Genomic DNA, 26,361 nt, shown 5'->3' on the forward strand with positions numbered 1-26,361 from the left:
TGCCGGTGCGTGAACATGCCGCGTCGTTGCGTTGGCGGCAAGGCATAAAAAAGGCCCCTTGCGGGGCCTTGTCGAAAAGGTGCGCCAGGCGTGTCAGGCGGGCAGGAAACCCTCGACCGACAGATAGCGTTCGCCGGTGTCGTAGTTGAAGCCCAGCACCCGCGCGCCCGCGGGCAGCTCGGGCAGCTTCTGGGCAATGGCGGCCAGTGTGGCGCCGGAGGAAATGCCCACGAGCAGCCCTTCCTCGCGCGCGGCGCGGCGGGCGTATTCACGCGCGGGCTCGGCCTCGACCTGGATCACGCCGTCCAGCAGGCTGGTGTCCATGATCTGCGGCACGAAGCCCGCGCCCAGGCCCTGGATGGGGTGCGGGCCGGGCTGGCCGCCCGACAGCACGGGCGATTGCGAGGGCTCCACAGCGAACACCTTGAGCTGCGGAAACTGCGCCTTGAGCACGCGCGCCACGCCCGTGATGTGCCCGCCCGTGCCCACACCGGTGACGAGTGCGTCCAGCCCGTCGGGGAAGTCGGCGGCAATTTCCTGCGCCGTGGTGCGCATGTGCACCTCGACGTTGGCCGGGTTTTCGAACTGTTGGGGCATCCAACTGCCGGGTGTCGCGGCCACCAGTTCCTGCGCGCGGGCGATGGCGCCTTTCATGCCCTTTTCCTTGGGCGTGAGGTCGAAGCGGGCGCCGTAGGCCAGCATCAGGCGGCGGCGTTCGATGGACATGCTGTCAGGCATCACCAGCACCAGCTGGTAGCCCTTGACGGCCGCTACCAGCGCCAAGCCAATGCCGGTGTTGCCCGAGGTGGGCTCGATGATGGTGCCGCCGGGCTGCAGAGCGCCACTGCGCTCGGCCGCCTCGACCATCGCCAGGGCGATGCGGTCCTTGATGGAACCGCCGGGGTTGGCGCGCTCGGACTTCACCCACACGTTGGCACCCGCGCCGAACAGGCGATTGATGCGCACATGGGGGGTGTTGCCGATGGTGTGCAGGATGTTGTCGACTCGCATGGTGTCTCCAGGGTAGAGGGTGGGAATCCGGCAAAGCGGGAGAGGCGTCCATTGTGGGGGAGTCGTTCAGCGGCGTCGCGATATGGATATTCCCGCTGTGGATATGGCGCCGGCGTGAATCGTCCGCCTGTGGGCCGGCTCGATTGATATGCATCAAGATTTGCCGGCGCGTGCGCGCCCGCCTGTGCCATCGGTCGGGTGCGCGCGCGACAATGGTCTCGTCTTCACTTTCCCTCCTGCGCCATGACCTTGCTGCATACCACCATGCTCATGCTCACCGCGAGCTGTGCGCTGATGCTGATCGGTTTCTCGGCGCGCGAGTCGCGCTGGGGCCCGGCGCTGATGATGGTGGGCATCGTGGGCGCGCTGCTGCTCATCGCCTACAACATCTTCCAGTTATTGCCCGCGCGTTGAGCGCGCCGGCCGCGCGCCGCAGCGGAGAAACGCGGATAATTGCGCCCGTGAAGCACGCCAGACCGCCGCTGGTGCAATCTGGGAAACCAGGCACTGGAGGAACGTCCGGACTGCACAGGACAGCGTAGCAGCTAACGGCTGCCCACCGTGAGGTGAGGATCAGAGCAACAGAGACGAGTCCCGGGGGAGTGCCTGCGAAGGCAGACCACTGGGGGTGAAACGGGCAATCTCTACGCGCAGCAATACCAAGTAGGCCAGCGTTGACGTGGTTCCGCGGAGCTGGCGGGTAGGTAGCACCGAGCCGTGGTGGTGACACCCGGCCCAGATTAATGGCGGTCACGCTGCGGGCAACCGCAGTGCACAGAATCCGGCTTATCGGCGCGCTTCACACTTTTATGCCAAAACAGCTGCCAGCCCTTGCCAGTCAAGCGCCGGCAGCTCTTTTTTCAGGAGCGCTCAGGAGCAATACGGCGCATGGCCGGCGCGCAGCGCGGTGGCGCGCTCCAGCGTGTCCGGATGGGTGCTCAGCAGCGTCCACAGGCCGTGGGATTGCGGCGGGTCCTCGGGCGTGGACGGGGCCTTGCCGGCCTGCGGGGAGGGGGTTGTGGAATCCTCGTCCCGCAGCATGGCCAACAGCAGATCGCCCATCGGTGCGGTGGGCAGGCCGGCATGGCGCATCAGTGCGAGCGCATGGCAGTCGGCCTCGCGCTCATGGCTGCGGCTGTAGGCCAGGCCCGTGAGCAACGAACTGCCCGTGGCCACCAGGCCGGATACGTCACCCAGCGCCAGCCCCAGACCCACCTGCAGCACCCCCTGCTCGACGAGCATGCGCGTGGTATGCCGGTGGGCCACATGGCCGATCTCGTGTGCCAGCACGCCCACCAGCGCGTCGTCGTCCAGGCGTTGCGCGCGGGCGGTTTCCACCAGCGCATCGGTCATCACCACCGTGCCGCCGGGCAAGGCGAAGGCATTGGGCCCCAGGCCGGAGCGGAACGCGAGCGTGTAGTGCGGCGCGTAACCGCCATAGCGCTGCAGCGCCGCGGGCGAAGCGGCCAGCAGCGCATCGAAACGTGCGCGCAGCGCGGCTTGGCGCGCAGGTGTGAGCGTGGTGGGCTTGAGCGTGCCCGCGTCCATCTGCGCCAGCGCACTCTGGGCCAGCGCCACCTCCCAGGCCAGCGGCACATGGCGCGTGAGCTGCGCGGCCAGCCAGGGCGTGCCGTGGCGGTAGAACGCGAACAACCCGGCCACGGCCAGCACCAGGACGACGGCAAACACGCCCCAGCGCGTCTGCATGCGCTGCGCCAGCCCCGGCCGGTGGCCGGCCGCATCCAGCGCGGCCTGCCAGGCGGCGGGGTCGTCGATCTCCAGGCTACCGTCGTCGCCCAGATCGGCCACGAGTTTTGATTGCGGACGCCAGGCGTTCCAGGACTCGGGCCAGGTCACGTCTCGGTGGGCAAAGCGGCGCGGCGGCGCACCGGGCACATGCAGTTCCAGCGCGGGGCCGTCGGGCGCGGGCAGCAGCCGCACCTGCACCGCGCGCGGTCGGCTGCTGCGCCCGTCGAACCAATGGGCGAGCACCATGCCCGTCAATGGCGTCTCCGCGAGGGGGCGCCGGGCGAAGGTGTTTTGGGGCGGCCGGTCATCCGATCAGGTCCAGGCCCGCCGCGTCAGCCAGCGCATCGCCGATGCCGCCCGGCTGCTGCCGGCCCAGGCGCCCCGCCACCTGGTCCACGCCGCCCTTGACATGGACGGTGACGGATTCGAGCTTCATGCGGTATTCGCTCACCATGGCGAATGGGCGGAAGAACCCCAGCGTCAGTACCGTGAGCAGCATGTTGCGCAGCCGCAGCAGCACATAGCCGCCCGTGCTGAGGTTGCACTTGAAGCGCGCGATGCGGCTCACACCGATGTTGCTCCAGGTCAGGCGAAACAGCGCGGCCTCGCGATAGGCGCGTGCCGGTGCGGTGGCCAGCATCATCGCCAGCAGCGCGCCCACGAAGGCCGCCATGATCAGCACGAAGATGCCCAGCCCCATCCCGCCCTTGCCCAGCTTGGACACGAGTCCGAGCGAGCCCGTGAAGAGGCCCGCGACCAGCGCGACGAGCACCAGCAGCGAGACGAGAAACACCGCCAGCGTGGCCAGCCACAGCTTCACGAAATCCATGTACACGGGCTTCCAGCGGCCGGCCTCGTTGCCGATGCGTGAGCGCAGCACCAGGAGGCTGCGGTAGTTGAACTCCAGCCGGATGATGCACAGCACCGTGAGCAGCAGGCCCAGCGCCACTAGACCTATCAGCGGCGCGGTGACCTCGGGCAGCTTGCGGCCGGTTTCTTCGTTCACCACCGCGGCCGGGGCCAGGGACTGCAGGCCCCAGAACACGCCCAGCCACACCAGTGCCAGAGCGAACACGGGCCAGCTGGCGGTGTAGACCTCGCGCCAGCTCGCCACGAACTGCAGACGCAGCCCGCGCCAGCGCGTGTTGGCCAGGCGAAAGCGCATGGCGCTGCCCCAGATCAGCGGCGACAGGGCCGCGCCGCCCAGGATGAAAAGGCCCACGGCCGTGTCCTGCCCCGTGTTGACGGCCAACTGGTAGGCGACCGTGAGCAGCAGCAGCACGACGAAGCCCACCACCATGCGCCGCTGCTGCGCGGTGAATTCCAGGGGGCTGCCTGCCACCAGCGTGTGGCCGTAGAAGTACTGAGCCGTACGCCGCCGCGCCCAGGGGGTGTACAGGCCCAGCGTCAGAATGCTCAGCAGTACGTTCACGATCCACACGCGGAAGTACTCGCCGCCGCTGCCCGTGAAGCGCATGGCGTGTGGCTCGATGTCTTGTGACTCGAAGGACGAGCGCAGCCCAGAGCGCGCCCGCGCGCGCTCGGACGATACCTGGACGTCCATGGTTTTTCCCTCTCTGGTGGTTGTTGGCGCGCAGTGTAGCGCAGCGCCCAGATGGAATTTTTCTAGACGTAGAAAGCTGGAACCGCCGCCATATCACCGCTGGCAGCTATAGCTAGGGCCTGTTCACACTATTTTTGCCAGATGCGTTGCGATCAAAAAGGGCCAGGCGCAAGGCGCCAAACGAAGCTGGGGTGCTACCCCAGCGAGGCTTGGCAACGCCGCGAATGGCCCTTTTTGATCGCAACCCGGAGGGAACGGAGTGAAAACCGCGCCATTCGTCGTTGCCCTCCTAGCCAAGGCCCCGGCCTTGGCGTCGTCACGCGCCTAGTGTAGTGTTGCATTCTGTTTGGAACTTAATCGGCTATTGGCGCGGATGACCTTTTGCAGGATGTCGCGAGCGTTCTTGGTCCAGATGAACGGCTTGGGGTTGGTGTTGTGATGCGCGATGTACTCATCGATGGCCGAGACGAGTTCGGGCACGCTGGTGAACACCCCGCGGCGTAGCCGGTTCTCGGAGATGTCGCGAAAGAAGCGCTCGACCATGTTCAGCCACGATGCCGAGGTCGGCGTGAAGTGCATGTTGAATCTGGGGTGCTTGGCCAGCCACTCCTGCACAGCTGGATGCTTGTGCGTGGCGTAGTTGTCGGCGATCAGATGCAGCGTCTTGTCCTTGGGCGTCTCCCGATTGATTTGACGCAGGAACTTCAGCCACTCGATGTGGGTGTGGCGCTGCTGGCACTGGCCGATGACCTGACCGTTGAGCACGTTGAGCGCAGCGAACAAGGTGGTTGTGCCGTTGCGCTTGTAGTCGTGCGTCATGGTGGCCGCGCGCCCCTTCTTGAGCGGCAGCCCGGGCTGCGTTCGGTCCAGCGCCTGCACCTGGCTCTTTTCGTCGCAGCACAGCACCAGCGCATGCTCGGGCGGCGACATGTAAAGCCCCACGATGTCTTCGAGCTTTTGCACGAACTGCGGATCGCGCGAGACCTTGAAGCCGCGCACGATGTGAGGCTTGAGACCGTGGGCCTGCCAATGGCGCATCACGGTGCTGGCGCTGACGCCCAACTCAGCGGCCATCGTGCGCGTGCTCCAGTGCGTGGCCGCCTCGGGCTTGGTCTGTGTGGTTAGCTTCACAAGCTTGGCCACATCCACCTTCACCGGCGGTGCGCCGCGCGGCAAGTCGCGCTCGATACCTTGCAGCCCCAATTGCAGGTAGCGTTCACGCCAGCGCGCCACCTGCACGCGCCCAATGCCAAGCTGCTCGGCAATATCCTTGTTTTGCAGCCCCTGCGCGGCCAGCAGCACGATCTGGGCGCGCTGGGCCAATCTGACGCTGGTGCGCTTGGAGCGCGCCAGCCGGCTCAGCTCGCTTTCCTCTTCATCCGTCAACACAATCGTCGGGGCAACTCGCAATTTTTCACTCCAATGCAAACCGTAGTAGAGCATTGGAGCGTGGTTGCTCAATTAAGTTTCATTAAGAATCAAACACTACACTAGATTGGCGCGGTTTTCACGCCATTCGCACTGGCAAAAATAGTGTGAACAGGCCCTAATGTAGCGAGATTGGCGACCGAAACACGCTGTGGCGGGCGGTTTGGTAGGCGGAAGCGCCGACCGCGCGGGCGGCGCTCGGGGTCAGTAGCTCGTGGCGACGGGCCCGCGTGCGCCTGGCCGGAAGCGCGCGGCCAGCCCGTCCGCGGCCTGGCGCAGCAGGAGCATGTCCATGCCCACGGCCACGAACTGCGCGCCCAGGGCCAGGCATTCGCGCGCCCGGGCTTCGTCCACCACGAGGATGCCCGGTGCCTTGCCGGCCGCGCGGATGCGGCGGATCGCGTCGTCGATCGCGGCGCGCACCGTGGGGTGGTTGGCCTCACCCGGGAAGCCCATGCTGGCGGACAGGTCGGCCGGGCCGATGAAGATGCCGTCCACGCCCTCCACCGCGGCGATGGCCTCAATATGCTCCAGCGCCTCGGCCGTCTCCACCTGCACCAGCAGGCAGAGCTCGTTCTCCGCATCGCGTACATAGGCCGCGTCGCGGCCGAAGTCCGAGGCGCGCATGGAGCCGCCCATGCCGCGGATGCCGCGCGGCGCGTAGCGCATGGCGGCCACGGCGGCGCGCGCCTCGTCCGCGTTCTGCACGAAGGGCAGCAGCAGCGTTTGCGCGCCGATGTCCAGGTAGCGCTTGATCAGTACCAGATCGTTCCAGGCCGGGCGCACCACGCCGTGCGTGTGGTTCCGGCAGCCGGCGGCCACAGCCTGCAGCTGCTGCACCATGAGCGGTACGTCGCTGGGCGTGTGTTCCGTGTCCAGCAGCACCCAGTCAAAGCCCGATCCCGCGATCAGCTCGGTGACCAGGGGTGATGGCAGGGTGGACCAGATACCGATCTGCGCCTGACCGGCGGCCAGTGCGTGCTTGAAGGGGTTGCGAACGGGCATGGCAGGTGGTCTGGGTCAGGTCAGTACTGGTACACGCCGCGGCCGGTCTTGCGGCCCAGGCGGCCGGCGGCCACCATCTCCTTGAGCAGCGGGCAGGGGCGGTACTTGCTGTCGCCGAACTCGGTCAGGTACACATCCATCACGGCCAGGCACACGTCCAGGCCGATCATGTCGGCCAGCGCCAGCGGGCCGATGGGCTGGTTGCAGCCGAGCTTCATGCCGGCGTCGATGTCCTCGGGCGTTGCCAGGCCCTCTGCCAGCACGAAGAAGGCCTCGTTGATCATGGGCACCAGGATGCGGTTGACCACGAAGCCGGGGGCGTTCTTCACGGTGATGGGCGACTTGCCCAGGCGCTCGGAGAGCTGCTTCACCGTGTCGTGCGTGGCGTCGGAAGTCTGCAGGCCGCGAATGATCTCCACCAGCGCCATCATCGGCACGGGGTTGAAGAAATGCATGCCGATGAACCGGTCGGCGCGCGACGTGGCGGCCGCCAGCTTGGTGATGGAGATCGAAGAGGTGTTGGACGCAATGATCACTTCGGGCGCCACCAGCGCGTCCACCTGCTTGAGGATCTTGAGCTTGAGTTCGTAGTTCTCGGTGGCAGCCTCGATCACGATCTGGGCGGCCTTCAGGTCGTCGTAGCTGGTGGAGGTTTTGATGCGCGCGAGGGCGGCGCTCTTGTCGGCTTCGGTGATCTTTTCTTTCTTGATCAGGCGGTCCAGGCTACCCGCCACGGTGGCCACGCCCTTTTGCACGGCAGCGTCGGAGATGTCCACCATCACCACATTGATGCCCGACACAGCGCATGCCTGGGCAATGCCGTTGCCCATGGTGCCCGCGCCGATGATGCCAACGGTCGAAATCGTCATATAAATGTCCCTTGAAAGTGTAGTAGTGAGAAAAAAACGATGCCGTGATGGTATCGGCAATCGCGCGTCTGCTGCTGCGTTGCAGCATCGCCATACAACGAGGGGACACTGCATGCGTGAGTTCGACTATGTCGTGATCGGGGGCGGCTCGGCGGGCTGCGTGCTGGCGGGGCGGCTGAGCGAGGACCCCACGGTGCGCGTGTGCCTGCTGGAGGCGGGCGGCAGCGATGCCAGTGTGCTCATCCATTGCCCGGCGGGGCTGGCCGCCATGGCGCGCAGCGGCGCCTTCAACTGGGGGCTGCACACCACGCCGCAGGCGGGCCTGGGCGGGCGTCGGGGCTACCAGCCGCGCGGCAAGGTGCTGGGTGGCTCCAGCTCGGTCAACGCCATGATCTACGCGCGCGGCCACGCCAGCGACTACGACCACTGGGCTGCGGCCGGCAATGCAGGCTGGGGCTGGAACGACGTGCTGCCGTACTTCCTTCGGGCCGAGCGCAACGAGCGCGGTGCAAGCGCCTGGCACGGCACGGACGGGCCGCTGAATGTGACGGACCTGCAGTCGCCGCAGCGTGCCAGCCGCGCCTTCGTCGAAGCCGGCGTGCAGGCTGGCCATCCACGCAATGACGACTTCAACGGCGCGCAACTGGAGGGCGTAGGTCTCTACCAGGTCACGCACCGGGCGGGCGAACGCTTCAGCGTGGCCAAGGCCTACCTCACGCCCCACCTGGGCCGGACCAATCTGCAGGTCGTGACCGGCGCGCAGGCCACGCGCATCCTGTTTGAGGGCCGGCGCGCCACGGGCGTGGAATACCGCCGAGGCGGCCAGACGCAGCAGGTGCGCGCCACGCGTGAGGTGCTGCTGTCGGCGGGGGCGCTGCTGTCGCCGCAATTGCTCATGCTCTCGGGTGTGGGGCCGGGCGCGCAGTTGCAGAGCCACGGCATTGGCGTGGTGCACGATCTGCCGGGCGTGGGCGCGCATCTGCACGACCATCCCGACGTGGTGCAGGTGATGGACGCACCGCGGTTGACGGACCTTTTCGGCCTGTCGCTGCCCGGGGCGCTGAACGTGCTGCGCGGCGTGCGGGAGTGGCGTGCGCACCGCGGCGGCATGCTGACCACCAACTTCGCCGAGGCTGGCGGCTTCATCAAGAGTCGCCCCGAGGAGCCATTGCCCGACCTGCAGCTGCACTTCGTGGTCGGCAAGCTGCTGGACCACGGCCGGCGGGTCACATGGGGTCATGGCTATTCCTGCCATGTATGCCTGCTGCAGCCCCGAAGCCGCGGCCGGGTGACGCTGGCCAGCGCCGACCCGGCGGCCGCTCCGCGGGTGGACCCGGCATTCTTCAGTGATCCCGACGACATGCGGCGCATGGTGCGCGGCGTGCGGCGCATGCGCGAGATCCTGGCGCAGCCCGCTCTGGCCAGCCTGGGCGCGCGTGAGCTGCCCCATTCGTCCCGCGCGCAAAGCGATGCACAGATCGAGCAGTTCATCCGCGACTGGGCCGACACCATCTACCACCCCGTGGGCACGTGCCGCATGGGCTGCGGTCCGCTGGACGTGGTGGATGCCCAACTGCGTGTGCATGGCCTGCAGGCTCTGCGTGTGGTGGACGCATCCATCATGCCGCGCATTGTGAGCGGCAACACGAATGCACCCACGGTGATGATTGCCGAGCGCGCGGTGGACTTGCTGCGCCAGGCTGCATGACGCGCTCCGGTTCGGCAGTGCGCGCTTAAGAAATTTTGAGGGTTCGCATAAGCGTTTTTTAGCAGCACGCCAGCGACGCGGAACTGGCTGCCATCGAGGGTGCGCTGGTAGCGTCGATACCGCCGGACGAGATGCTCGTCACGCTGCGCTGGATGCTGCCCAGCATGACCCCGAGCGAGCGGGCCATGGTGCTCGGTGACATGCGGCGCAATGCGCCTCCCGGCATCTTTGACACGGCATTGAGTGTCATGCGTCCGCACCTGTCGAATGGCGAGTGGGGCAAGCTGGCACGTGCTTTGGAGCTTGCGCGATGAGCCATGGGTTGTTGCGCCATACCCTGGCTGCATTCTGGCTTTGCGTGGCCAGCGCGAGTGCCCTGGCTGCGGGCCCCCCGCCCCCCGAACGCTTTCGGCTCACGCCCCAGTTGCTGGAGCGCATGGAGGCACTGCAGGCTGCGTCGCCAGAAGCCGCACGTCCCGGCGACGACGACGAGCCGGACGCGCAGTCCGTTCAGGAGCTGGCGCGTCAGCTGGATGCGGATCCGCGCATCCGTGCCTTGCTGGCCCGCCACCGGGTCAGCAGCATCGAGTACGCCACGGCGGTGTATGCCGCACTGCACGCGGGCATGTTCCTCGCCATGGAATCGCTGGCTGACAAGGCTTCGCGCACCAGCGCGCTGGCATCCTTCACCCCAGAGCAGCGCGCCAACATCGAGTTGCTGCGCCGGCGCCCAATCAAGTGAGCGCCGCGGCGGCGCGACCTTCAACCGCCGGCCATCTCTTCCAACTGCGCAGGTGCGTCCAGGCGCAGCCGCAGTCGCCCACGGCCGGTCTTGTCGATATGGATGCCGGTGTCGCTTTCCTGCAGTCGGCGCTGCAGCAACAGCAGGCGCGCCTCCAGGTTGTCGGCCACGCCTGGCAGGCGCAGGCTGGGGTCCAGGCGCAGTTCGCGGTTGCTGAAGTCCTGCCGTCCGGTGCGCTCATGGTCGCGCAGCAGCTTCCACAGGATCGCGCCCGCCACGCCCTTGATAAGGTAGGTGTCATTGACGAACACGCTGTCGTTCACCGCGAAATGCCGCACCCGCACGGGCGCCCCCCGCGGCGCCGGCGCGGGCGCGGCTTCTTGCGATGCTTCCGTGGCTTCGTCGGCCGACTGCAGCAGGTCGATCGCGGCGGCCAGCTGTCCTGCCAGCGCCACCAGCGCGTCTTCCTCAGGGTAGCGGAACTGCAGGTCCAGCGGGCTTTCCACGAACAGCACCCCCAGCGTGCGGCCGCAGCTCAACAGGGGCACGGCCAGCTGGCTGTGCGGCGCGGGCAGGCCCGGGTAGGGGATCTCGTGCGCGGGCGCGCTCTGTCCCAGGCTGCTGCGCATGGCATGGCTGTACAGCGCGGCATGGGTCATGTGGCTGATGCGTACCGGCGTGGCTTCGCGCGCGGCCACGCCTATCACGCCCTGGCCCAGCTTGATCTCCGAGCCCACGCCCGAATGTGTGTAGCCATGGCTTGCCACGGTGTACAGGTGGCCCGCTTGCGCATCCAGCATGAGCACCATCGCATGCTGCACGTGCAGATGCTCGTGCAGGCCCGCCAGCAGTGTCTGTAGCAGCTCGTCGAGCGTGGTGCAGCGCGCCAGGCGCTGGCTGCACAGGCGCACGGCGCCCAGCAGATCGGCGCGTGGCAGTTGCGCGGGGCTGGGTGCCAGTCCTTCTCCGGGCACGGGTTCGATGCGCTCGAAGGCGTAGCCATCCGATCCCTTGAGTTCGAAGACGCCCGCCATGCCGTTGTGCGAGGCGATGCCCGCCAGCTGCGCGCGCATGCGCTCGAACAGTGCGCCTTCCGCCTCCGTGCGCAAGAAGCGCAGGTGCAGGCGAAAGCAGCGTGCTGTCACGGGGTCCAGCACCAGCACGCTGGCATAGGGGTTGGCGAGGATGTTGGCGCGCGTCTTGTTGAAGAACTGGAACGACAGGGCCACATGCTGCTCATCGACGTAGACCACCTGTCAGATGTAGGCCACGTTGGGCGTGCCGTCGGAGGCGCAGGTGGCCATGATGGCAGGAATCGCGCCCTCCAGGCAGGCGCGGATGGAGCGCAGGGTGGGCGGCACGTTCACGGCTGGCGCTCCTTGCGCAACGGTTCGCCGGCATGCGGGCCGGGGGTCTGGTCGAACGCGGCTTCGGGCGAAAACTCCACTGCCACCAGATCGTCCCGTGGTGCATTCAGCATGGCCGCGGTGTACTGCGGGCCATAGCCCACCTGGGCCACGGCATGCTGCATGGCGGACAGGTAGCTTTGCAGCGCGGGCTCGTCGGCCGGCTGCACGGCACGTTGCACGGCGGCGGTGGCCTTGACCTGCACCGTGCGGTGCGAGGGGGGCACTGAAGACCACGGCAATGTGGCCGGTGGTGGCAATGTCGGCCAGAAGCTGTCGTGACTGGCTTCGCCGCAGGAAGACCGTGATGCGCTGGCCGTTGGTGCTGATGCGCGCGTCTACCGCGTCACGCTGGGACGCAACTGCGCGTCGCGCGAGGCCACGATGGTGGAGACGCCCCGGTCCACCAGGGCGATGTATTCGGCGCTCAGAAGCGTGGTCATGCGTGAAAGGCTCAGGCGCGAAAGCGCTTGCGGGTGAGCGCCAGGGCCACCCAGTACGCGGCCACGGTGGTCACGGCGATCACCAGGCCGTGGCGCAGTGGGTGCTGCGGCCACTGGTCCATGAAGAGAGGGCGCATCAGTTCCACGGCATTGGTGAGTGGCAGCCAGTCCGAGGCGAGGCGTATGGCCGTGGGCAGCTGTTCGCGCGGGAAGAAAACACCCGACAGGAACATCATGGGCGTGAGCACCAGCGTGAAGTAATAGGTGAAGAAGTCGTAGCCCTTGGCCAGCGCATTGAAGATGAGCGCGATGCTGGAAAACATGATGCCCACGCACAGCAGCACGGGCCAGGCCACGATCAGCTTGGGGCTGTAGCTGATGCCCAGCGCCAGCATCACCCCCAGGATGGCGGTGGTGGTGAACAGCGCCTTGAATGCGGCCCACAGCATCTCGGCCAGCAGCACGCTGTCCAGGCTGATGGGGGCGTTCATGATGCCGTCCCAGGTCTTTTGGACATGCATGCGCGAGAAGGCCGAGTACAGCGCTTCGAAGCTGGCCGCGTTCATGGCGCTCATGCAGATCGACCCGCTGGCCAGGAACAGGATGTAGGGCACGTTCTGCCCGCCCACCTGCACCTGTCCCACCAGCGCCCCCATGCCGTAGCCGAAGGCCACCAGCCACATCAGCGGCTCGGCGATGTTGCCCAGCAGGCTGGGCACCGCCAGCTTGCGCCACACCAGCAGGTTGCGCAAGAACACGGGCCACCAGCGCATCGACAGGTCGGGCGCGCGCCAGGGGCTGGGCGTGGTGGGCGTGGGCATGTCAGCCTTCCTCGCGGATTTGACGTCCGGTGAGCTTGAGGAACAGGTCCTCCAGGTTCGCGGGCCGGTGCAGGGTGCGCAGGCTGCCGTGGACCGACAGCGCCTGCAGCAGCGGGCGGGCGTCCTGCGTGTAGAAGAACACGGTCTCGCCGCTGACTTCCACACGCCGCGCCAGCGGACGCAACTGCGCATCCTGCGCCAGGGCCAGCGCGCCGGGGCCGTAGGCCTCGACCACGTCGGGCTCCAGGTGCTCGGCGATCAGCGCGCGCGGCGTGCCTTCGGCGATCTTGCGGCCATGGTCCAGCACCAGCAGGCGCGAGCACAGGCGCTCGGCCTCATCCATGAAGTGCGTCGTCAGCAGGATGGCCTTGCCGCCCTGCAGCAGCTGCTGCAGCCGCTCCCACATCAGGTGGCGCGCCTGCGGGTCCAGGCCGGTGGTGGGCTCGTCCAGCAGCAGCAGGCGCGGGTCGTTGACCAATGCGCGCGCCAGCGACAGGCGCCGGCGCATGCCCCCCGACAGTTCGCCCGGCCGCGCGTCGGCCTTGGCCGTGAGCGCGGCGAACTCCAGCAGCGGCGCGATGCGCTGTGCCATGGCCGTGCCCTTCAGGCCGAAGTAGCGGCCGAACACGCGCAGGTTTTCGGCGCAGCTGAAGTCCGGGTCCAGGCTGTCGAACTGCGTGACCACGCCCAGTTGGGCCTTGATGGCCAGCGCGTCCTGCGGCATGGCGAGCGGCGCAGCGCCGCCGCCAGGGTGAAAGTGCACGCTGCCCTCGTCGGGCGCCGTGAGGCCCAGGCACATGCGCAGGGTGGTGGTCTTGCCCGCGCCGTTGGGGCCGATCACGCCCAGGCACTCCCCCGGCGCGATGGCGAACGACAGCCCATCCACCACGGTGGCGGTGCCATAGCGCTTGCGCAGGTCGCGGGCTTCCAGAAGCACTTGCATGGCGCGATTGTGGGGGGAAGACCGCGCCATTGCAGAGGTTTATGAGAAAAATGGCGCTGGCGCTTTACTGACAAGCGCTGATAGCTATCAAAACCAGAGTGTTCTGAGAGCGGGGCGCCCTTTGGATGCCCGCTTTCCATGGTCCAATCGTCAAAGCCAACCAACCACGATGAACACCATGGACACAACCGGCTTTCAGGACACGCTGGCCGTTCTGGCGGGCGCCCTGGGCAGCGGCCTGCTGATGGGTATCGAGCGCGAACGGCGCAAGGGTCAGGGCCCGTTGCGCGCGCTCGCGGGCGTGCGCTCGTTCACGCTGGCGGCGGTGTCGGGTGCGACGGCGGCGCTGCTGGGCAGCGAGGCGCTGGTGGCGGTGGGCGCGGTGTTCATTGCGCTGCTGGGCGTGGTGGCCTATGCGCGCGACCGCTCCGAAGACCCCGGCGTGACCACCGAAATCGCGCTGCTGCTGGCCTACCTGATCGGCGTGCTGTGCACGCAGAGCCTGCCCGTGGCGGCGGGGCTGGCCGTCGCCGTGACCAGCCTGCTGGCGGCGCGTGAGGCGCTGCACGAGTTTTCGCGCGAGTGGCTGCGCCAGGGCGAGGTGCGGGGCGGGCTGATCCTGGCTGCGCTGGCGCTGCTGGTATTGCCGCTGGCGCCCAACCAGCCCCTGTGGGGGGAGGCGCTGAACCCCCAGGTGCTGGTGCGCCTGGTGGTGGTGCTGCTGGTGATCCAGGCGCTGGCGCATCTGGCGCGCCGGCTCATGGACGCGCGCCGCGCGAACGCCCTGTCGGCGCTGGCCTCGGGTTTCATCTCCAGCACCGCCACCATCGCCAGTCTGGGCGTGGCCGTGCGCGAGGGGCGCGAGCCCGTGCGCGCGCAGGGGGGTGCGGCCGTGCTGTCGTGCGTGGCGACCATGGTGCAGATCCTGGTGGTGGCGGCCACCGTGCAGCCCCAGTGGCTGGTGCGGTTGTGGGCGCCGGCACTGGCGGGCGGGGTGGTGGCGCTGGTCTGGGGGTGGGCACTGCTGCGCAGCATGCCCGCGGGTGAGGCGCCGGCCCCGGCGGACGTGGACGGCACGGCGCTGTTCAAACTGCGCGACGCGCTGCTGATCGCCGCGCTGCTCACGGCTGTGCAGGTGCTGGTGCAGGCACTGCGCGGCTGGTGGGGCGACGCGGGCCTGCTGGCCGGCGCCCTGGTGGCGGCGCTGGCCGACGTCCATGCGGCCGCCGCGGCCATCATGTCGCAGGGCCGGCCGCTGGACCCCGTGGGGCCCAGCCTGGTGAGCGCGCTGGCGGCGGGGCTGAGCGTGCACGCCGTCAGCAAATGCGTGACGGCCCTGGTCAGCGGGGGCTGGCGTTATGCCGTGGCGGCCGGTGGCGGCGTGGTGCTGCACACGCTGGCTTTCGTCGCGGTGTTGTTGCTACTCTAAATTGATAAAAAGCGGCTCAAACGCTTATGGGATAAGCGCGAGCAGCTATCGATGAAGTAGCAATGGCTGCGGCTACTGGAACGCCACTTCGGCAAAGCTGCGCAGCTTGCGGCTGTGCAGCCGGTGCACACCACCCGCGCGCAGGATGTCGATGGCGCGCATGCCGATGCGCAGATGCTGGTCCACGCGTTCGCGGTAGAAATGGTTGGCCATGCCGGGCAGCTTGATCTCGCCGTGCAGCGGCTTGTCGCTCACGCACAGCAGGGTGCCGTAGGGCACGCGAAAGCGAAAACCGTTGGCGGCGATGGTGGCGCTTTCCATGTCCAGCGCCACTGCGCGGCTTTGGCTGAAGCGGCGCTGGGGCATGTTGTCGGGCAGCAATTCCCAGTTGCGGTTGTCGGTGCTGGCCACGGTGCCGGTGCGCATGATGCGCTTGAGCTGGTCCTGCGGCATCTGCGTCACGTCGGCCACGGCCTGCTGCAGCGCCATCTGGATCTCGGCCAGCGCGGGGATGGGCACCCACAGCGGCAGCTCCTCGTCCAGCACATGGTCCTCGCGCACGTAGGCGTGGGCCAGCACGTAGTCGCCCAGCTGCTGGCTGTTGCGCAGGCCCGCGCAGTGGCCCAGCATCATCCAGGCGTGGGGGCGCAGCACGGCGATGTGGTCGGTGATGGTCTTGGCGTTGCTCGGGCCCACGCCGATGTTGACCATGGTGATGCCGCTGCGGTCCGCGCGCACGAGGTGGTAGGCGGGCATCTGCGGCAGGCGGGCCGGGGCCACGCCCAGGTCGTCGCCGACCTGCGCGGGCAGGCCCGTGCGGCGCGTGACCACGTTGCCCGGCTCGATGAAGGCGATGTACTCGCTGTCGGGCTTGGCCATCTCGGCATGGCCCAGGCGCACGAACTCGTCGATGTAGAACTGGTAATTGGTGAACAGCACGAAGTTCTGGAACCACTCGGGCTGCGTGCCGGTGTAGTGGCGCAGGCGGTGCAGCGAATAGTCCACGCGCGGCGCGGTAAACAGCGACAGCGGCTGCGCCTCGCCAGCGCGCGGCGACCAGGTGCCGTTGGCAATGCCGTCGTCCATGGCCTCCAGGTCGGGCAGGTCGAACACGTCGCGCATCAGCATGCGCCGCTCGGGGCTGAGCGTGCCTTCGATGTGGTCGTGCTCGGCGAACGAGAAGTGGATGGGGATGGGCTGATTGCTCACGCCCACTTCCAGCTCGACGTTGTGGCTGGCGCGCAACAGGCGCAGCTGCTCCGTGTAGTAGTCGGCGAACAGGTCAGGCCGCGTGAGCGTGGTCTCGTAGCGCCCCGGCCCCTCCACGAAGCCATAGGCCAGGTGCGTGGGCGCGCGCGCCACGGTGCTGGTCTGCACACGCACGAAGGGATAGAACGCGCGCACGGGCGCGGCGGGCGTCTCTCCCGCCACGAAGCGCTGCATGGCGCTGCGCAGGTGGTCGATCTGCTGCTGGTAGATGCGCTGCACCTGGGCCAGCGCCTCGGTCTCGGTCGCGTGGAAGGTGGGATCGGGAAGTGCGGGGATCTGAGCCATGGTGCCTATTGTCCACGCCGCATGTGTCAGCGTGGGCACGGCGCCGGGCCGGGCCAGGCCGGCCGCTCACTCGGCCTGGGCGCGCAGCCACTCGCGGGCGCGCTGCGCATCCATGGGCGGTGCGATGCCAAAGCCCTGCGCCAGTTCGCAGCCCAGGCGCTGCAGCAGCGCGAGCTGCTCCGCGGTCTCCACGCCTTCGGCCACGGGCTGCAGCTGCAGGCTGCGCGCGAGCTGGATGATGGCGGTGACGATGGCCACGTCTTCGCTGTCGGCAGGCGTGTCGGTGACGAAGGAGCGGTCCACCTTGATCTTGTCCAGCGGGTAGCGTTTGAGGTAGGCCAGCGACGAGTAGCCCGTGCCGAAGTCGTCCACCGTTACGGCAACGCCCAGGGCCTGCAGGGCCTGCAGGGTGGTGCGCGTGTGGTCGGCCTGCTGCATGAGGGCGGATTCGGTGATCTCCACCTCCAGGTACTGCGGTGCGAGCCCCGCCGACTGCAGCACCTGGGCGATCTCGCCCACCACGTCGCGCTGGCGGAACTCGATGGCAGAGAGGTTCACCGCCACCGGCACCCGGGGCAGCCCTTCGTCGTGCCATGCCTTGAGCTGGCGGCAGGCCTCGCGCAGCACCCAGCGCCCAATGGGCGTGATGAGCCCGCGCGATTCGGCGAGCGGAATGAACTCATCCGGCCCCACGGGGCCGCGCACCGGGTGTCGCCAACGCACCAGCGCCTCAAAGCCCACCAGCCGGCCGTCGGCCACCCGCACCTGGGGCTGGTAGTGCAGTGCGAAGGCCCCTTGGAACACGGCCTCGCGCAGCAGGTGCTCTTGCTGCAGCAGCTCCGTGGGTTGGCCTTCCATGCCCGGTTCATAGAACATGCGCGTGCCCCGCCCGCTTTCCTTGGTGTGGTGCATGGCCGCGTCGGCGCGTCGCAGCAGCTCGTCGGGGCTGTAGCCGTCGTCCGGAAAGACGCTGATGCCGATGGAGGGTGATAGCGACAGCGGCGTGCCACCGATGGCGAACTCGGCGCGCACGCGCGCCAGCAGCGCATCGGCCACTTCGGCCGCTGCGGCGCGGTTGGCCAGGTCGGGCAGCAGCACGATGAATTGGTCGCCGCCCACACGCGCGACGAAGTCGGTGGCCTTCACCCCGTCCTGCAGGCGCCGCGCAATCTCTATCAGCAGCTGGTCGCCGGCCTGGTTTCCCAGCGACTCGTTGACCGTCTTGAAGTGGTCCAGGTCGATGAACAGCACGGCGGCGCGGGTCTGCCGCTCCTGCGCGGCACTCGCCATGCGTGCCAACTGCATCATGAGGTGGCGCCGGTTGGGCAGTTGGGTCAGCGTGTCATGCAGCACCAGGAAGCGCGCCTGCTCCTGCGCCTGCTCCTGCGCCTGCTTGCGCGCCGTGATGTCGCGCACCACCACCACGCGGTAGTCACCCTCCTGCTGGGGCATGGTCTTGCCCACCACCTCGATCGGGATCACGCGGCCGTCCTTGTGGCGCATGGCGAGCTCGCAGGGCTTCTCGCTGCCGCGGCGCGTGTATTCCACGGCCAGCGCGCGGTACTCGGGCAGCGCGAAATCGAAGATGGATTGGCCTACGAGCTCGGCCAGCGAATAGCCAACCATGCGCTGCAACGCTTCGTTGGCATCCAGAATGCGCCCGTCGCGGTGAAAGGCAAGTCCCTCCTCGGTAGCGATGGCGAACTTGCGCATGCGCTCCTCGCTCTGGCGCACGGCGCGCTCGGCCTCCCAGTGGTGGGTGATGTCGTTGATGAGCACGAATGCACCCACCATCGCGTTGCGTCCTTCGCGCACCCCGAAGTGCGGCTGCAGGCTGATCTCCAGCATATGCGCGCGCCCCTGCGGGCCGGCGTATTCGCGGGTGTACTGAACGCTCTCCCCAGCCAGCGCGCGCTGCACGTAGGGCAGGATCTCCTGCCAGGCCTTTTCGCCGATCGCCTCGCGCACCGTCTTGCCGATGATGCTCTGCACCGTTTGCCCGCTGAAGGCGGCGTAGCGCTGGTTGGCGAACACGCAGCGCAGGCTGGTCGATTCGTAATAGGCCAGCATGACGGGCACCGAGTCGGCGATGAGCCGCAGCAGCGCATCACTGGCGCGGGGGCCCAGGTCGGGCAGGGGGGGGAGGCAGGGGGGCGAGGGGAGGGCATATCCAGTGCCAGTGGGCGGTCGGTCCCGGAGCTTATATCCCAACGCCTGGCCTTTGGCGAGCAGGCGTGTCCGGCGGCGCGCCGGGCGCTTGTGTGCCAGCAGGGCGGCAAGGCGGCGGGATAATCGCTGTATGCCTTCCGCACCCTCCGGCCCCTTGAGCGTTCCCGCGTGGATGACGCCCCACAACCTGCTGCGCGCCTCGGTGGGCGTGGCCCTGCTCACCATCGTGCTCAAGACGCTGGCCTGGTGGGTCAGCGGCTCGGTGGGCCTGCTGTCGGATGCGCTGGAGTCGTTCGTCAATCTGGCGGGCGCGATGTTCGCGCTGGCCATGGTGACCATTGCGCGCCGCCCGGCGGACGGCGACCACCCCTACGGACACCACAAGGCGGAATATTTCTCGTCCGGCTTCGAGGGCATTCTCATCGTGGGGGCCAGCATCGCCATCCTCTGGGCGGCCGTGCTGCGGCTGATGCACCCGCAGCCGCTGGAGCAACTGGGCTGGGGCATGGGCCTGTCGCTGTTGAGCACGGCCTGCAACGGCCTGCTCGCATGGGGCATGCTGCGCGCGGCGCAGGTGCATCGGTCGCTGGCGCTGGAAGGCGATGCGCGGCACCTGATGACCGATGTGTGGACCTCCATCGGCGTGGTGGGCGGGCTACTGGCCGCTGGCGCCACAGGTTGGCTGTGGCTGGACCCGCTGGTGGCGATCGCGGTGGCGTTGAACATCCTGCGCGAAGGGGGCGTGCTGATCTGGCGCGCCTCGCAGGGTCTCATGGACGAAGCCATGGAGCCCAGCCTGCTGGCGCGCGTGTTCACGGTGTTGGGCGAGCACAACCACGCCAGCGCAGGGGTGGTGTATTTCGACAGCCTCACCTCGCGCCGCGCCGGCGCGCGCAATTACGTGGATCTGCACATGCATGTGCCCGCGCACTGGACGCTGGGGCACGCCGCCGAGCAGCGCACCGCCGTCGAGCAGGCCCTGATGCAGGCCGTGCCCGGCCTGCGCGCCACCATCGAACTGCTGCCCGAAGGGCAGGCTACGGTGTTCGAGACTGCCGAGGCGGCCGCGCCGGGAGGAGCCGGCACATGATCGGCCTGCTGCAGCGCGTGCGCGAGGCGCGCGTGGAAGTGGCCGGCGAGATCGTGGGCCGCATCGGCCCGGGGCTGCTGGCGCTGGTGTGCGCCGAGCAGGGCGACAGCGAGGCGCAGGCCGACAAGCTGCTGGCCAAAATGCTCAAGCTGCGCATCTTCAGCGACGAGGCCGGCAAGATGAACCGCAGCGTGCAGGACCTGGACGGGCAGGGCACCTGCGGCGGCCTGCTCATCGTCAGCCAGTTCACCCTGGCCGCCGACACGCGCGGCGGCAACCGGCCCAGCTTCACGCAGGCGGCACCGCCGGCGCAGGGGGAGCGGCTGTACGACTACTTCGTCGCCCAGGCGCGCGCCGTGCACCCCATGGTGGCCACGGGCCGCTTTGCCGCCGACATGCAGGTGCACCTGGTCAACGACGGACCGGTGACCCTTCCGCTGCGGATAGCGCCGCCGGGATAATTGGCGACCATGACCATCTCTTCAGGCGCGTCGCCTGCTCCGTCCGCCACCGCCTTCTCATCGCTGCCTCTGTCCCCTGAAATGCTGGCCAACCTGCAGCAGCTGGGCTATGCGCAGATGACGCCCATCCAGGCCGCCAGCCTGCCTTTCAGCCTGCAGGGCCGTGATCTGATCGCCCAGGCCAGCACCGGCAGCGGCAAGACAGCGGCCTTTGGCTTGGCCATGGTCGATCGGCTGAACCCGCGCTGGTTCGCCGTCCAGGGCCTGGTACTGTGCCCCACGCGCGAGCTGGCCGATCAGGTGGCCACCGAGATCCGCCGCTTGGCGCGTGCGCAAGACAACATCAAGGTCGTCACTGTGTATGGGGGCGTGCCTTCGCGCGGCCAGATTGCTTCGCTGGAGAACGGTGCCCACATCGTGGTCGGCACGCCGGGCCGCGTGATGGACCTGATGGAGCGCGGCAAGCTCGACATCGCCAACCTCAAGACCTTGGTGCTTGACGAGGCCGACCGCATGCTGGACATGGGCTTCCTGGCCGATATTGAGACCGTGGTGCGCCAGTGTCCGGCCGAGCGCCAGACCCTGCTGTTCTCCGCCACCTATCCCGACGGCATTGCGGGACTGGCACAGCGTTTCATGCGCGCGCCCCAGATGGTGAAGGTGGCCGCCCAGCACGGTGCAGGCAAGATCGCGCAGCGCTGGTATGAGGTGGATGCACGCGAGAAGGTCGACGTGGTGGCGCGCATGCTCGCGCACTTTCGCCCTGCGTCGAGCATTGCCTTCTGCAATACCAAGCAGCAGTGCCGTAACGTGGTGACTGCGCTGCAGAGCCAGGGATTCAGTGCCCTCGCCCTGTTTGGCGAGTTGGAGCAGCGCGAGCGTGACGAGGTGCTGGTGCAGTTTGCCAACAAGAGCTGCAGCGTGCTCGTGGCCACCGACGTGGCGGCGCGCGGCATCGATATTGCCGACCTCTCGGCCGTGATCAACGTCGACGTGACGCCCGATCCCGAGGTGCACATCCACCGCATCGGCCGCACGGGCCGCGGCGATGCCGAGGGGCTGGCGCTGAACCTGGTCAGCATGGATGAGATGGGCAGCGTGGGCAGGATCGAATTGCTGCAAGGCCGTGCCTGCGAGTTCTTTCCGGTGGATGAACTCACCCCCACGGCAGGGGGCGAACTGCGGCCACCCATGTGCACCATCCAAATCATCGGCGGGCGCAGGGAGAAGATCCGCGCCGGCGACGTGATGGGCGCCATGTGCGCCGACTTCGGCTATGCGCGCGAGCAGATCGGCAAGATCAGCGTCAACGATTTTTCCACCTACGTGGCCGTGGACCGCGCCATCGCGGCCCAGGCCTGCGCCAAGCTGAATGCGGGCCGCGTCAAAGGCAAGATGGTGAAGGCGCGCTTGCTGTAGCGCGCCTGGGGGCGGGGTTCAGCCCTTCAGGAAGAACAGCCCTGCCATCACCAGCCCCGTGGCCACAATGCCCCAGCGCAGCACCGGCGCAGGCAGTTGGCGTGCCACGCGCGCGCCGCCATAGCCGCCCAACGTGGCGGCCACCATCATCACCAGGGCCTGCGGCCACAGCACGATGCCGCCTGCGGCATAGATGGCCACGGCAATCGCCGTGAGCAGGGCCGACACGAGGTTCTTCATGCCGTTCATGGCGTTGAGCTGCGTCTGCCCCAGCAGCCCGAACAGCGCCAGCAGCAGGATGCCCAGGCCGCCGTTGAAATAGCCACCGTAGGCCGCCACCGCCAGCATGCCCGCGCCGGCTTTCAGGGCCGAGGGCGTGCCATGGCCGGCTTTGCCGGCCCATTGCCGCAGCTGCGGGCCAAAGGCGAAGAGTGCCGTGGCCGCCAGCAGCAGCCAGGGCACGACCTTGCGGAAGGTGGCGTCGGGCGTGAACAGCAGCAGCGCCGCACCGGCCGAGCCGCCGATGAGCGACAGCACGACCACGGCGCGCATCGACAGGCCCGGCGGCGGCTGCATGTCTTCCCGAAAGCCCCAGGCACCGGCCATGTAGCCGGGCAGCAAGGCCACAGTGCCGGTGGCGTTGGCGACCACGGGCGGCACGCCGGTGAACACCAGCGCGGGCAGGGTGAGGAAGCTGCCGCCGCCGGCTACCGCGTTGAGCGCACCGGCCATGAATGCGGCGGCGAGCAGAAGTGCCAAGTGGCCGATGGAGGTCGTCCAGCCCAGGATGTCCATGCGTGGGTTCTTCCCTTAAGAGATGGTCGCCGCGTGAGAGGCGGACCTGCAGGACGCAGGTCGCGCGGCATCTTAGGCCGCACCGGCGGGCGCGTTTGTGACCTGGGCGCAAAACAGCTTTCCGCACCCCGGCGCCCGTGGTGGTGAGCGCCTGCCAGTTATGCCGCGTAGGGGTCCGCGAAGCCCAACTCCTGCAGGATGGCGGTCTCGTACGCTTCCATTTCCTGCGCGTCCTGTTCGCTGGTTTCGTGGTCCCAGCCCTGGGCGTGCAGCGTGCCGTGCACCAGCAGGTGGGCGTAGTGCTCCTCTAGCGTCTTGTTCTGCTCGCGGGCCTCGCGCTCGACCACGGGGGCGCAGAGCACCAGATCGGCCACGGCCACGGGCTCTTGCTGGTAGTCGAAGGTGAGCACGTTGGTGGCGTAGTCCTTGTGGCGGAACTCGCGGTTCAAGCGCTGGCCTTCCTCGGCGCCCACGATGCGCACGGTGATCTCGGCATCCACGGCCAGGGCGTGGCGGATCCAGCGCGCAACCGCGTGGCGGGGCAGGGTGGCGCGGTGCGCGGTGGCCTCCGCGTCGCGTGCAAATTGGAGGGACAAGGACAATTGGTTCAAAGCCATTTTGGCCTCCAGCGCTTATCTATCAAGCGCGAGTAGCTATGAATTTGTGAGCTTTTGGCCGGCGACTACTCGCCTGCGCCGCGGCGGCTGCGCTGCGCGTCGTAGGCATCCACGATGCGCGCCACCAGCGGGTGGCGCACCACGTCGGCGCTGGTGAAGCGCGTGACGGCGATGCCCTTGACGCGCTTCAAAACCCGCTCGGCGTCGATCAGGCCGCTCATCGCGCCCTTGGGTAAGTCGATCTGGCTCACGTCGCCCGTGACCACCGCGCGCGCGCCGAAGCCGATGCGCGTGAGGAACATCTTCATTTGCTCGGGCGTGGTGTTCTGCGCCTCGTCGAGGATGACGAAAGCATTGTTGAGCGTGCGCCCGCGCATGAAGGCCAGCGGCGCGATCTCGAGCGCATTGCGCTCGAAGGCCTTCTGCACGCGGTCAAAGCCCATCAGGTCGTACAGCGCGTCATACAGTGGGCGCAGGTACGGGTCCACCTTCTGCGTCAGGTCGCCCGGCAGGAAGCCCAGGCGCTCGCCAGCTTCCACGGCCGGGCGGGTGAGCACGATGCGCTGCACGCTGCTGCGCTCCAGCGCATCCACCGCGCAGGCCACGGCCAGGTACGTCTTGCCGGTGCCCGCCGGGCCGATGCCGAAGGTGATGTCGTGCGTGGCGATGTTTTCCAGGTAGGTGGCCTGCGTGGGCGTGCGCGCGCGCAGGTCGGCGCGGCGCGTGGTGAGCTGGATGGCGCTGGCTTCGTCATCGCCCTGCATGCTGGCGTCGCCGGCCAGCATGAGCTGCAGGTGTTCTTCCTTGATGGGGCGATCCGCCATCTCGTACAGCGCCTGCAGCAGTTCCATGGCCTGCGTGGCCTTGGCCTTGGGGCCGTCCACCTTGAACTGCTCGTGCCGGTGGGCGATGGAGACCTGCAGCGCCGCCTCGATGGTGCGCAGGTGCACATCGGCGGGGCCGCACAGATGGGTCAGGCGCGTGTTGTTATGGGGGGTGAAGGTGTGGCGCAGGATCACGCTGATAATTCCGGTCGAAGTTCCGCGGCGGGTGTCCGGCGCGGCAAAGGACATCCATGATAGGCAAATTGACCGGCACGCTGCTGGAAAAGAACCCCCCCGAGGTGCTGGTGGACTGCCACGGCGTGGGCTACGAGGTGCAGGTCAGCATGAGCACCTTCTACAACCTGCCCGCTGTGGGCGAGCGGGTGAGCCTGCTCACGCAGTTCATCGTGCGCGAGGATGCGCAGTTGCTGTACGGCTTTGGCACGGCGCAGGAGCGCCAGGCGTTTCGCGAACTCATCAAGATCAGCGGCGTGGGGCCGCGCACAGCGCTGTCCATCCTCTCGGGCATGGGCGTGGCGGACCTGGCGCAGGCCGTTTCGCTGCAGGAAGCAGGGCGCCTGGTCAAAGTGCCGGGTATCGGCAAGAAAACCGCCGAGCGGCTGCTGCTGGAGCTGAAAGGCAAGCTGGGCGCGGACGTCGGCGTGCGCGCGCATGCGGCCAACGACAACCAGGCCGACATCCTGCAGGCGCTGCTGGCCCTGGGCTATAACGACAAGGAGGCCGCCGCTGCGCTCAAGGCGCTGCCGGCGGATGTGGGAGTAAGCGAGGGGATCAAGCTGGCGCTGAAATCGCTATCCAAATAGTTCTTACGTAGAGGAGAGAGCAATGCAATTACTGACAACAACTGCGGCGCAATGGGCCGCGATACCCCTGGTGCTGGCCTTGTCCGCTTGCGGTGGAGGTGGCGGCGGCAACGACACTCCCTCTCCTGCGCCTCCGGTGGCGGGCGACCGTATCGAGCCCTATGACCCCAGCGGCACGGCCAAGGTGGCCACCTCGCAGCAGCCGGTGAGCCCGGTCGTCAGTGCACAGGCAACCCGCACCATCGCCCTCGGCGCGTTCACGGCCGTGAAGGACGTGGTCTCCGCCACTCCCGGAACGCCCTTGCAGATCGGCGAGGCGCGCAGCGTAGCGGACACCGCCACCGTCGCCGCCACTGCGGCTCTGCTGCGCAGGCAACCGACGGCACGGGGCACGCAGGCCGCCGCGCTGCGCTTCACGGCCGACGGGGCGCATGGCGTGCGCCTGGGCGTGCTCGTGCAGTCGCTGCCCGAGGGCGCGGTGCTGCGCTTCTACGGCGAGCAGGGCGCGGGGGCCATGGAGGTGCGCGCGTCCGAGCTGCAGGACATGGCCGCGCGCAATGCGCGTGGCGGTGCGGATGACACCACCGCGCGCACCTATTGGAGCCCGGACTTCAGCGGCCCGCAGACCACACTGGAAGTGGAGATTCCCGCTGCGGCCTCGCCAGCGGCCGTCCGGCTGTCCGTGCCGCGGCTGTCGCATTTCACGCTGGCGCCCGCACAGGCCGAGCAGGCCCTTGCCCAGAAGGTGGGCGAGTCGGGCAGCTGCAACGTGGACGCGACCTGCCGGCCGGAGTTCAACGACCAGAGCCGCTCGGTGGCGCGCATGATCTTTGTGCGCGACGATGGCAAGAGCTACCTGTGCACCGGCACGCTGCTCAACGATGCCGCGTCCAGCGGTACGCCCTACTTCCTGAGCGCCAACCATTGCATTTCCACGCAGCCCGTGGCGTCCACGCTCACCACGGACTGGTTCTACCGTTCCAGCAGCTGCGGCATTGCCACCGTGAACCCCGCCGCCGTGCGCGTCACCGGCGGTGCGGCGCTGCTGTACGCGTCGGCCACCACGGACACGGCCTTCATGCAGCTCAACAGCCAGGCGCCTGCCGGCATCGTCTATGCAGGCTCGTACTTTGGCAGCGTGGGCGTTGGCACGGTGCTGGCGGGTGTGCACCATCCCCAGGGCGATCTGCAGAAGGTCAGCCTGGGCTCCGTGCAGCGCTACAGCACGTGCGTGGACAACAGTTGCCGTTCCAGTAATGCGGACGACGGCACCTTCCTTACGCTGGGCTGGCAGGAGGGGACGACCGAAGGCGGCAGCAGCGGCTCGGCCGCGTTCGTGACGTTTGGCGAGCGCCGCTATGTGGTGGGCCAGCTTCTGGGCGGAACCGCCAGCTGCGCTGCGCGCGACGGCGTGGACTATTACGGTCGTTTCGACACCAGCTACCGCACGGCGCTGCGGCGCTGGCTGAATCCGACGGCGGCCAACTAGT

Annotated in this window: 24 protein-coding genes, 1 other RNA gene and 1 pseudogene; 11 read left to right on the forward strand and 15 right to left on the reverse strand. The window is 68.0% G+C overall.

The genetic code is table 11. The features are described 5' to 3' along the window. Positions 1–93: 93 nt before the first annotated feature. Entirely contained in the window at positions 94–1,011 is a 918-nt protein-coding gene (gene cysK, locus I3K84_RS15605; RefSeq protein ID WP_011806815.1) for a cysteine synthase A, read from the reverse strand. 243 nt (positions 1,012–1,254) lie between these two features. On the opposite strand from cysK, the gene I3K84_RS15610 reads away from it, so the two are divergent. Continuing rightward, positions 1,255–1,425: a hypothetical protein gene (locus I3K84_RS15610; RefSeq protein WP_011806814.1), complete on the forward strand. Its 171-nt coding sequence runs from the start codon at positions 1,255–1,257 to the stop codon at positions 1,423–1,425. Between the two features lie 49 nt (positions 1,426–1,474). Next, an RNA gene (gene rnpB, locus I3K84_RS15615) (RNase P RNA component class A) lies at positions 1,475–1,816 on the forward strand. A gap of 65 nt (positions 1,817–1,881) precedes the next feature. Here rnpB and I3K84_RS15620 read toward each other — a convergent pair. From I3K84_RS15620 to I3K84_RS15640, 5 genes are all read right to left on the reverse strand, one after another. Further along, positions 1,882–3,006, reverse strand: coding sequence for a M48 family metallopeptidase (locus tag I3K84_RS15620; protein ID WP_196994948.1), 1,125 nt, complete (start codon positions 3,004–3,006; stop codon positions 1,882–1,884). A 58-nt stretch (positions 3,007–3,064) separates the two neighbouring features. Further along, a complete protein-coding gene (locus I3K84_RS15625; RefSeq protein ID WP_047349375.1) occupies positions 3,065–4,324 on the reverse strand; it encodes a YjgN family protein in 1,260 nt (419 codons plus the stop codon). Positions 4,325–4,648: 324 nt separating this feature from the next. Next, positions 4,649–5,767 (reverse strand): IS630 family transposase, encoded by a 1,119-nt coding sequence (locus tag I3K84_RS15630; RefSeq protein WP_231403305.1) that lies wholly within the window; start codon positions 5,765–5,767, stop codon positions 4,649–4,651. A gap of 189 nt (positions 5,768–5,956) precedes the next feature. After that, a complete protein-coding gene (locus I3K84_RS15635) occupies positions 5,957–6,757 on the reverse strand; it encodes an HpcH/HpaI aldolase/citrate lyase family protein (protein WP_172208586.1) in 801 nt (266 codons plus the stop codon). Between the two features lie 20 nt (positions 6,758–6,777). Then, positions 6,778–7,626 (reverse strand): 3-hydroxybutyryl-CoA dehydrogenase, encoded by an 849-nt coding sequence (locus I3K84_RS15640; RefSeq protein WP_011806810.1) that lies wholly within the window; start codon positions 7,624–7,626, stop codon positions 6,778–6,780. A gap of 112 nt (positions 7,627–7,738) precedes the next feature. Here I3K84_RS15640 and I3K84_RS15645 point away from each other — a divergent pair, with 112 nt between their 5' ends. From I3K84_RS15645 to I3K84_RS15655, 3 genes are all read left to right on the forward strand, one after another. Next, positions 7,739–9,334 carry a GMC family oxidoreductase gene (locus I3K84_RS15645; protein ID WP_196994949.1) on the forward strand — a complete coding sequence of 532 codons (1,596 nt, stop codon included), beginning with the start codon at positions 7,739–7,741 and terminating at the stop codon, positions 9,332–9,334. Positions 9,335–9,465: 131 nt separating this feature from the next. Continuing rightward, the gene (locus I3K84_RS15650; protein WP_231403342.1) at positions 9,466–9,648 is read left to right on the forward strand and encodes a hypothetical protein; all 183 of its coding nucleotides are present in this window, start codon (positions 9,466–9,468) and stop codon (positions 9,646–9,648) included. Beyond that, complete coding sequence (locus I3K84_RS15655) at positions 9,645–10,076, forward strand: hypothetical protein (protein WP_196994950.1); 432 nt, start codon at positions 9,645–9,647, stop codon at positions 10,074–10,076. Before I3K84_RS15650 ends, I3K84_RS15655 begins: the two co-directional genes overlap by 4 nt. A 20-nt stretch (positions 10,077–10,096) precedes the next feature. Here I3K84_RS15655 and I3K84_RS15660 read toward each other — a convergent pair. The 4 genes and pseudogenes from I3K84_RS15660 to I3K84_RS15675 form a co-directional block, all read right to left on the reverse strand. Next, positions 10,097–11,443 (reverse strand): annotated as a pseudogene (locus I3K84_RS15660) (GAF domain-containing protein). After that, complete coding sequence (locus I3K84_RS22310; RefSeq protein ID WP_231403343.1) at positions 11,440–11,709, reverse strand: hypothetical protein; 270 nt, start codon at positions 11,707–11,709, stop codon at positions 11,440–11,442. Before I3K84_RS22310 ends, I3K84_RS15660 begins: the two are co-directional and overlap by 4 nt. A 227-nt stretch (positions 11,710–11,936) precedes the next feature. Further along, complete coding sequence (locus I3K84_RS15670) at positions 11,937–12,746, reverse strand: ABC transporter permease (protein WP_196994951.1); 810 nt, start codon at positions 12,744–12,746, stop codon at positions 11,937–11,939. Between the two features lies 1 nt (position 12,747). After that, positions 12,748–13,689 carry an ATP-binding cassette domain-containing protein gene (locus tag I3K84_RS15675; RefSeq protein ID WP_196994952.1) on the reverse strand — a complete coding sequence of 314 codons (942 nt, stop codon included), beginning with the start codon at positions 13,687–13,689 and terminating at the stop codon, positions 12,748–12,750. Positions 13,690–13,858: 169 nt separating this feature from the next. Between I3K84_RS15675 and I3K84_RS15680 the strand changes: the two genes are divergently transcribed. Next, the gene (locus tag I3K84_RS15680; RefSeq protein WP_196994953.1) at positions 13,859–15,118 is read left to right on the forward strand and encodes a DUF4010 domain-containing protein; all 1,260 of its coding nucleotides are present in this window, start codon (positions 13,859–13,861) and stop codon (positions 15,116–15,118) included. 72 nt (positions 15,119–15,190) lie between these two features. Here the strand turns inward: I3K84_RS15680 and I3K84_RS15685 are convergent, their stop codons facing one another. Both I3K84_RS15685 and I3K84_RS15690 read right to left on the reverse strand, forming a co-directional pair. Further along, positions 15,191–16,672, reverse strand: coding sequence for an AMP nucleosidase (locus I3K84_RS15685; RefSeq protein WP_012655520.1), 1,482 nt, complete (start codon positions 16,670–16,672; stop codon positions 15,191–15,193). A 66-nt stretch (positions 16,673–16,738) separates the two neighbouring features. Next, positions 16,739–18,742: a bifunctional diguanylate cyclase/phosphodiesterase gene (locus I3K84_RS15690; RefSeq protein WP_231403344.1), complete on the reverse strand. Its 2,004-nt coding sequence runs from the start codon at positions 18,740–18,742 to the stop codon at positions 16,739–16,741. 229 nt (positions 18,743–18,971) lie between these two features. Between I3K84_RS15690 and I3K84_RS15695 the strand changes: the two genes are divergently transcribed. The 3 genes from I3K84_RS15695 to dbpA are packed head-to-tail and all read left to right on the forward strand — an operon-like array spanning position 18,972 to position 21,811. Beyond that, complete coding sequence (locus I3K84_RS15695) at positions 18,972–19,931, forward strand: cation diffusion facilitator family transporter (protein ID WP_196994954.1); 960 nt, start codon at positions 18,972–18,974, stop codon at positions 19,929–19,931. After that, entirely contained in the window at positions 19,928–20,392 is a 465-nt protein-coding gene (gene dtd, locus I3K84_RS15700; RefSeq protein WP_011806799.1) for a D-aminoacyl-tRNA deacylase, read from the forward strand. The genes I3K84_RS15695 and dtd overlap by 4 nt, the downstream gene beginning before the upstream one ends. Positions 20,393–20,401: 9 nt before the next feature. Continuing rightward, positions 20,402–21,811 carry an ATP-dependent RNA helicase DbpA gene (dbpA, locus tag I3K84_RS15705; RefSeq protein ID WP_011806798.1) on the forward strand — a complete coding sequence of 470 codons (1,410 nt, stop codon included), beginning with the start codon at positions 20,402–20,404 and terminating at the stop codon, positions 21,809–21,811. A gap of 18 nt (positions 21,812–21,829) precedes the next feature. Here the strand turns inward: dbpA and I3K84_RS15710 are convergent, their stop codons facing one another. The 3 genes from I3K84_RS15710 to I3K84_RS15720 all read right to left on the reverse strand — a co-directional run bounded on the left by I3K84_RS15710 (position 21,830) and on the right by I3K84_RS15720 (position 24,242). Continuing rightward, a complete protein-coding gene (locus I3K84_RS15710; protein WP_196994955.1) occupies positions 21,830–22,606 on the reverse strand; it encodes a sulfite exporter TauE/SafE family protein in 777 nt (258 codons plus the stop codon). A gap of 158 nt (positions 22,607–22,764) precedes the next feature. Then, positions 22,765–23,223 carry an rRNA maturation RNase YbeY gene (gene ybeY / locus I3K84_RS15715; protein WP_011806796.1) on the reverse strand — a complete coding sequence of 153 codons (459 nt, stop codon included), beginning with the start codon at positions 23,221–23,223 and terminating at the stop codon, positions 22,765–22,767. 65 nt (positions 23,224–23,288) lie between these two features. Continuing rightward, entirely contained in the window at positions 23,289–24,242 is a 954-nt protein-coding gene (locus tag I3K84_RS15720; RefSeq protein ID WP_041838940.1) for a PhoH family protein, read from the reverse strand. A 56-nt stretch (positions 24,243–24,298) separates the two neighbouring features. On the opposite strand from I3K84_RS15720, the gene ruvA reads away from it, so the two are divergent. Together ruvA and I3K84_RS15730 are read left to right on the forward strand one after the other, a co-directional pair. Further along, positions 24,299–24,871, forward strand: a complete 573-nt coding sequence (gene ruvA / locus I3K84_RS15725; protein ID WP_011806794.1) for a Holliday junction branch migration protein RuvA — start codon at positions 24,299–24,301, stop codon at positions 24,869–24,871. A gap of 22 nt (positions 24,872–24,893) precedes the next feature. Continuing rightward, positions 24,894–26,360 (forward strand): serine protease, encoded by a 1,467-nt coding sequence (locus I3K84_RS15730; protein ID WP_196994956.1) that lies wholly within the window; start codon positions 24,894–24,896, stop codon positions 26,358–26,360. The last annotated feature ends 1 nt before the right edge of the window (position 26,361 follow it).

Source organism: Diaphorobacter sp. JS3051 (assembly GCF_015832135.1).
GTDB lineage: Bacteria > Pseudomonadota > Gammaproteobacteria > Burkholderiales > Burkholderiaceae_C > Diaphorobacter > Diaphorobacter nitroreducens.